4 protein-coding genes are annotated in these 6,076 nt (G+C 65.8%); all 4 read left to right on the plus strand.

What is annotated here, in order from left to right; all coding sequences use genetic code 11:
- Positions 1–92 precede the first annotated feature (92 nt).
- On the plus strand, positions 93–1,772 hold the full coding sequence (ftsZ, locus tag BLP10_RS09840; protein ID WP_091133846.1) for a cell division protein FtsZ: 1,680 nt from the start codon (positions 93–95) through the stop codon (positions 1,770–1,772).
- Positions 1,773–2,040: 268 nt separating this feature from the next.
- Positions 2,041–2,985, plus strand: a complete 945-nt coding sequence (gene lpxC / locus BLP10_RS09845) for a UDP-3-O-acyl-N-acetylglucosamine deacetylase (protein ID WP_091133848.1) — start codon at positions 2,041–2,043, stop codon at positions 2,983–2,985.
- Between the two features lie 168 nt (positions 2,986–3,153).
- Positions 3,154–4,050 carry an outer membrane protein assembly factor BamD gene (locus BLP10_RS09850; RefSeq protein WP_091133850.1) on the plus strand — a complete coding sequence of 299 codons (897 nt, stop codon included), beginning with the start codon at positions 3,154–3,156 and terminating at the stop codon, positions 4,048–4,050.
- 12 nt (positions 4,051–4,062) lie between these two features.
- Complete coding sequence (recN, locus tag BLP10_RS09855) at positions 4,063–5,739, plus strand: DNA repair protein RecN (RefSeq protein ID WP_091133852.1); 1,677 nt, start codon at positions 4,063–4,065, stop codon at positions 5,737–5,739.
- The last annotated feature ends 337 nt before the right edge of the window (positions 5,740–6,076 follow it).

Raw genomic sequence — 6,076 nt, forward strand, 5'->3', positions numbered from 1 at the left:
GATGACGCGGCGGGTCATCGCGGGAGTTCCAGTCAACAAAAGTTAAGCGTCGGCCAAACGCTGTCAGTCAAAAGGCCAAAGAGGCACAGGTCATGGCAATGAATCAAACTCCGGACATCCGGGAACTCAAGCCGCACATCACTGTCTTCGGTGTCGGCGGCGCCGGCGGCAACGCCGTGAACAACATGATCGAGTCGGGCCTGGAGGGCGTCGAGTTCGTGGTGTCGAACACCGACGCACAGGCGCTGGCTTCCTCCAAGGCTCCGCGCGTGATCCAGATGGGCATTCAGGTGACCGAAGGCCTCGGCGCCGGGTCGCAGCCGGAAGTTGGCCGCGCCGCCGCCGAAGAGGTGATCGACGAGATCCGCGATCAGCTCGCAGGCTCCCACATGGTGTTCATCACCGCCGGCATGGGCGGCGGCACAGGCACGGGCGCTGCTCCGGTCGTTGCCCGCGCTGCTCGCGAACTCGGTATACTGACTGTCGGCGTCGTCACGAAGCCGTTCCAGTTCGAGGGCGTTCGCCGCATGAAGCTCGCGGAAGCCGGCATCGCCGAGCTGCAGCAGGCTGTCGATACCCTCATCGTCATCCCGAACCAGAACCTCTTCCGCGTCGCCACCGAGAAGACCACCTTCGCGGACGCCTTCGCGATGGCCGATCAGGTGCTCTACTCGGGCGTGGCCTGCATCACCGACCTGATGGTCAAGGAAGGCCTCATCAACCTCGACTTCGCCGACGTCCGCTCTGTCATGCGCGGCATGGGCAAGGCGATGATGGGCACGGGCGAGGCTTCCGGCGAGAAGCGCGCGATCCGCGCCGCCGAGGCTGCCATCGCCAACCCGCTCCTCGACGACGTGTCGATGAAGGGCGCTCGCGGCCTGCTGATCTCGATCACGGGCGGCAACGACCTCACCCTCTACGAACTCGACGAAGCCGCCACCCGCATCCGCGAGGAAGTGGATCAGGATGCCAACATCATCCTCGGCGCGACCTTCGACGAGAGCCTGGAAGGCATCATCCGCGTGTCCGTGGTGGCCACCGGCATCGACCACGCGATCATGGAAAACGGCGGCGATCTCTCCGCCACCGAGCAGCGGATCTCCGAGGTTGCCGAGCGTCTGCGCGCCGAGGCCCGGGCCCGCGCCACGACCCAGCCCGCTCCCACCTTTCGCGCCACTCCTCAGGCCGAACCGGTGAGGTCTGCTCAGCACATCCTGACCGAAGGTTCCCCCGTCCTGGCTCCGGCTCCGGCCGCTGCTGCTCCCCAGGCCATGGAACCGGCTCCCCAGCCGGTTGTCCGCGACGACGTGATCCTGACCCCGGCGCAGCCGAAGCCCGCCATGGCTTACGAGGCTCCGGCTCCCCAAGCTCCCGTCTATGACGAGCCGCCGATGCAGGAATCCTTCATCCCGCCGCAGGCCGAGCGCGCCATGCGTCCGGCCCGGATGCCCCGGATCGACGAGCTTCCGCTTCCGGCCCAGAACCAGATCCGCGCCAGCCGCGGCGAGATCGATCCGGTTCAGGAGCACAAGCCGTCGCTGATCCAGCGCCTGGCCACCATGGGCTTCGGCCGCCGCGAGGAGCCCCATCACGCTCCTGCGGAGCAGGCTCCCCGCCAGGAGGCTCCGCGCCAGCAGATGTCCCCGGTCCATGCCGAGTACGCCCGCCGTCCGGCTCCCCAGGCCCAGCGCGCTGCCCAGGCTCCGGCCCAGCGCGGAATGGAAGACGATCAGCTGGAGATTCCGGCCTTCCTCCGCCGCCAGGCCAACTGAGTCCGTCGTAAGCGTTACAGAAAAGGCCCCGGCTGCTCATGGCAGCCGGGGCCTTTTTTCGTAAAGTCCTTGATTAACAAGGAGTTAATTTTAGCCGAGCTTGTAACAGAACGTTAAAAAGCGTGATTTGGCCTAGCCTGATGCGAAGACTATGTTGCCCCATGTCGAAAGGGCACGGGTCCAGTTCGATCCGCCTTTCAAGTGATTTAACGAACACATCGCGCAGCGGCTCTTCCCAAGCGGCGATCTAGTTCGGGGTTCAGAGATAATGAAGCAAAGCCATCAAACCACGCTCCGCGCCGCCGTTACGCTCGTAGGCATCGGCGTCCATTCGGGAGATGAGGTGAAGATGATCCTCCACCCGGCGGAGGTGAACCATGGCATTGCCTTCCTGCGCACCGGCCTCCCGGGCGGCCTGGACCGTCTCATCGACGCTCGCCATCTGGCGGTGACCGCCACCGAGCTCTGCACCGTGATCGGCGACCGCGAGAGCGGGGCCGTGGCGACCATCGAGCACCTCATGGCCGCCCTGACCGGGCTCGGCATCGACAACGTCCTCGTCGAAATCGACGGGCCGGAAGTGCCGATCCTCGACGGCAGCTCCGCCCCCTTCATCGATGCCATCGATCAGGTCGGCATCGCCGTTCAGGGCGCAACCCGCCGCTATCTCAAGGTTCTCAAGCCCGTCCGCGTGACCCAGGGCAACGCCTTCGCAGAGCTTCTGCCGAACGAGCGCGCCTTCCGTCTCGACGTGGAGATCGATTTCCCGACCCCGGTGATCGGCCGTCAGCGCAAGGCCATCGACCTGTCTCCCTCCGTGTTCCGCCGCGAGATTTCCCGCGCCCGCACCTTCGGGTTCATGCGCGACGTGGAGAAGCTCTGGAGCGCCGGCTTCGCGCTCGGCGCCTCGCTCGACAACACGGTCGCCATCGGCGAGGACGGCATCATGAATCCCGAGGGGCTGCGCTACGCGGACGAGTTCGTGCGCCACAAGCTCCTCGACGCCGTGGGCGATCTCTCCCTGGCCGGCCTGCCGCTGCTCGGCACCTACCGCTCCTATTGCGGCGGTCACCGCATGAACTTCTCCGTTCTGGAGGCCCTGTTCTCGAGCCGCTCGAACTACGCCATCGTGGACGCCGTGCCACGTCGCGAGACGGTCTATGCGGATGTGGGCAGCGCGGCCATGACGGCCTTCGCCTCCGAAGTCCACTAAGACTTTCCTATCCTGAGCGCCTATTGGCCGCATGATTTCATGCGGCTTTACTCTATCCATCTGGGTAAAGCCTCTCGGATGGGGTTGGCTCCTACCCCCCGCATAGGTTAAAGAACCTCGGTGGATCGTAAAAAATCACCGAGCACGGATTTTGGAGGACCGCGAAGCATGTCTTTCGCGAAGGTTTACTTGAGCTTGAGAGCCGCTGCCGGACGCGCGCTGCTGGTTGGCGCCTGCGGTCTGACGCTCGCGGGCTGCGATACCCTGTCGTCGATCAATCCCTTCGACAAGAACGAGGCCTATAAGCCGGAGATCGTCGCCGACGTGCCGGCCGAAGAAATCTACAACGACGGTCTCGCCCGTATCCAGAAGAAGGACTACGAGGGCGCGGCCAAGAAATTCGACAGCCTCGACCGCCAGTATCCCTATTCCGAGTGGTCGCGCAAAGGCATGATCATGCAGGCCTATGCCAATTACGAGGGCGGCCTGTACGAGGAGGCCATCACGGCCTCCAAGCGCTACCTGCAGCAGCACCCGAACACTCCGGATGCAGCCTATGCCCAGTACCTGATGGCATCGTCCTACTACGATCAAATTCCGGACATCACCCGCGATCAGGCTGCTTCCGAGCGCGCCATCGCCGCTCTTCAGGATCTTGTTCAGCGCTATCCGAGCTCCGAATACGTGGCCGACGCGAAGAAGAAGATCCAGGTGGCCAGCGACCAGCTCGCCGGCAAGGAGATGGAGGTCGGCCGCTTCTACCTGCAGAAGCGCAACTATTCCGGCGCCATCAACCGCTTCCGCAATGTGGTTTCGCGCTACCAGACGACCCGCCATACGGAAGAGGCGCTCCAGCGTCTCACCGAGGCCTACATGGCCATGGGCATCGTCGGCGAGGCGCAGACCGCAGCCGCCGTTCTCGGCCACAACTTCCCTGACAGTCCTTGGTACAAGGACGCCTACGCATTGCTGACCAAGGGCGGCGTCGAGCCGCGCGAGAACTCCCAGTCCTGGATCAGCAAAGCGTTCCGCGGCGTTCCCCAGGTCGGCCAGCGGGCGGGGTAAGCCTCACATTCCATGCTGATCCAGCTGGCGATACGCGACATCGTCCTGATCGACAGGCTCGAGCTCCACTTTCACGAGGGGCTCTCCGTCCTCACGGGTGAAACAGGCGCGGGCAAGTCCATCCTGCTCGATGCTTTTGCCTTGGCTCTTGGCGGGCGCGGCGACGGAAGCCTCGTCCGCCATGGCGAGTCTCAGGGGCAGGTGACGGCTGTCTTCGACTGTCCCATGGACCATCCGGCCCGTCGCATCGCCACCGAGGCGGATATCGATGTGGACGGCGACCTGATCCTGCGCCGCGTCCAGGTGGCTGACGGGCGCACCCGCGCCTTCGTCAACGACCAGCCCGTGAGCGTTCAGGTGCTCAAGGCCATCGGCGCGACCCTGGTCGAGATCCATGGCCAGCACGACGACCGCGCCCTTGTCGATCCGGTCAGCCATCGGGCCATCCTCGACGCGTTCGGCAGCCTCTCCGCCGAAGTGCAGGCAGTGGCCGACGCAGCCCGTCGCGTGCGCGACGCGCGCACGGCTCTGCAGGAGCATCGCAAGCGCATCGACAAGGCCCGCAAGGAAGCCGATTTCCTGCGCCATGCGGTGGAGGAGCTCACCACGCTCAATCCCCAAGCCGGCGAGGAAGAGGCTCTGGCCGAGCGCCGGGTCGTCATGATGCAATCCGAGAAGGTGTCTCAGGACCTCAACGAGGCCTTCGAGGCTGTGGCGGGTAACTCTTCTCCCGTTCCGGAGCTTTCGGCCGCCGTGCGCAAGCTGGAGCGCCGCAGCGCCCAGGCTCCCGCGCTCGTGGAGCCCAGCGTCAAGGCGCTCGATGCGGCCCTCGTCGCCATCGACGAGGCCCGGGCCGCTCTGGACGATGCGATCCGCGCCACCGAATTCGATCCGCGTGAGCTGGAGCAGACAGAGGAGCGCCTTTTCGCGCTCCGCGCTGCCGCCCGCAAATACGATGTGCCCGCCGACGAGCTTGCGGCCCTGCGCCAGCGCTTCGAGGGGGATGTCGCCGCCATCGATGCGGGCGAGGAGCAACTGGCCGGGCTCGAGTCCGCCTTGAAGGAAGCTGATCAGGCCTATCTGGCCGCTGCCCGGAAGCTCTCTGCCGGCCGCAAGAAAGCCGCTCAGGCGCTCGATGCGGCCGTGCAGGCCGAACTGCCGCCGCTCAAGCTGGAGCGCGCCAAGTTCATCACGGAAATCCAGACCGATGAGGACAGCCGTGATCCGGCGGGCTTCGAGCGGGTGGAGTTCTGGGCGCAGACCAACCCCGGCACCCGCCCCGGACCGCTCATGAAGGTGGCCTCGGGCGGCGAGCTGTCGCGCTTCATGCTGGCCCTCAAGGTCGTGCTGGCGGACAAGGGCTCGGCGCCCACCCTCGTCTTCGACGAAATCGACACCGGTGTCGGCGGCGCCGTGGCGGATGCCATCGGCCAGCGCCTCGGACGCCTGGCCAAGCGCGTCCAGGTCATGGCCGTCACCCACGCTCCACAGGTGGCCGCTCGCGCCGAGAGCCACTTCCTCATCGCCAAGGAAGGCGTGAACGGAGCCGAGGACCGCGTGGCGACCCGGGTCGTGCCACTGGAGGCCGCCCCCCGCCGCGAGGAAATCGCCCGCATGCTCGCCGGTGCGACCATCACCGAAGAAGCCCGCGCCGCAGCGGCGCGCCTGCTGGAAGCAGCGGCGCACTAGCAGGGGGGGGCGGCCCAGGGACTGGGCGGTCGCGCCCGGCCAAGCCTCCCATCTGGGACTGCTGAGCAAAATCCGGGATCATTTTCGGAACCGAGCCCGCTTCCCTCCCCCTTGCGGGGAGGGGTTAGGGGTGGGGGTCGGAATGTCGGAGCGCAGCAAGCATCCAGACCGCACGACAGCCCGACAGCAGATCCCCTCTCCCGGGTGGGAGAGGGGCAGGGGTGAGGGGTGTGGCCTCTCCGGATCAGGCAGTCCCTCACCCGGAGCTGCGCTCCGACCTCTCCCACCCGGGAGAGGTCTTCCCGTGTCTCACTGGTTTGAGGTCTCAACCAGTCAA

This window comes from Microvirga guangxiensis (assembly GCF_900102135.1).
Taxonomy (GTDB): domain Bacteria; phylum Pseudomonadota; class Alphaproteobacteria; order Rhizobiales; family Beijerinckiaceae; genus Microvirga; species Microvirga guangxiensis.